Origin of the sequence: Pseudodesulfovibrio pelocollis (assembly GCF_030282845.1) — a bacterium.
Taxonomy (GTDB): Bacteria; Desulfobacterota; Desulfovibrionia; order Desulfovibrionales; family Desulfovibrionaceae; genus Pseudodesulfovibrio; species Pseudodesulfovibrio pelocollis.
Window position 1 is genome coordinate 1 of sequence record NZ_JASTWE010000112.1, and the last position, 804, is coordinate 804.

Consider the following 804-nt stretch of genomic DNA (forward strand, 5'->3'; position numbering starts at 1 on the left):
TACTACGCCTACACGCCGCATCCGCGGGACGACAGCGATGTTATCGCAGCCTTGACTGAACTGGCCGAGAAAAAGCCTACATGGGGCTTCAGTAAGCTTTTCAACGTCCTTCGACAGCAGGGCAAGCCCTGGAACCACAAGAAGGTTTGGAGGGTTTACAGCCTCTTGAAAATGAACCTGAAGCGCAAGGCCAAGAAGCGGCTTCCGCAAGCCTCTCGGACGGCAGTAGCCCAGCCGCTTGCGCCAAACCATTGCTGGTCGATCGATTTCATGCGGGACACCCTCTACAGCGGTCGCGTCTTCAGGACTTTCAACGCTGTAGATGATTACAACCGTGAGGCCTTGGCCGTGGAGATCGATACCAATATGCCAGCAGGACAAGTGGTAAGGGTGTTGGATCGGGTCGCCGAAGAGCGTGGCTGCTATCCCGAGAGGTTGCGGATGGACAATGGTCCGGAGTTCTCGGGGACTGTCATGGCGGCCTGGGCCGAATCGCATGGCGTGAATCTGGAGTTCATTCAGCCTGGCAAACCCACCCAGAACTCATACATCGAGCGGTTCAACCGAACCTACAGAGAAGAAGTGCTTGATTTGTACGTGTTCAACAGCCTGAGCGAAGTTCGGGCCATTACGGAGGACTTTATCCGTGAGTACAACGAGGAACGTCCTCATGAATCCCTGGGGAATATGTCGCCGATAAATTTTGCTGCCCAGAGGGCAGGGGGTACCCCCTGCCCTCTGGGCAACCCCCCGAAAACTGCCGGGAGTCTCTACCGTTAACTGGCCCTATGAAAGGGGACTTTA

1 protein-coding gene is annotated in these 804 nt (G+C 55.7%); it reads left to right on the plus strand.

Annotated features, from left to right (window positions below):
* On the plus strand, positions 1-780 hold a 780-nt coding region (locus QQS14_RS16415), incomplete at its 5' end, for an IS3 family transposase (RefSeq protein WP_285908098.1).
* Between the last annotated feature and the right edge of the window lie 24 nt (positions 781-804).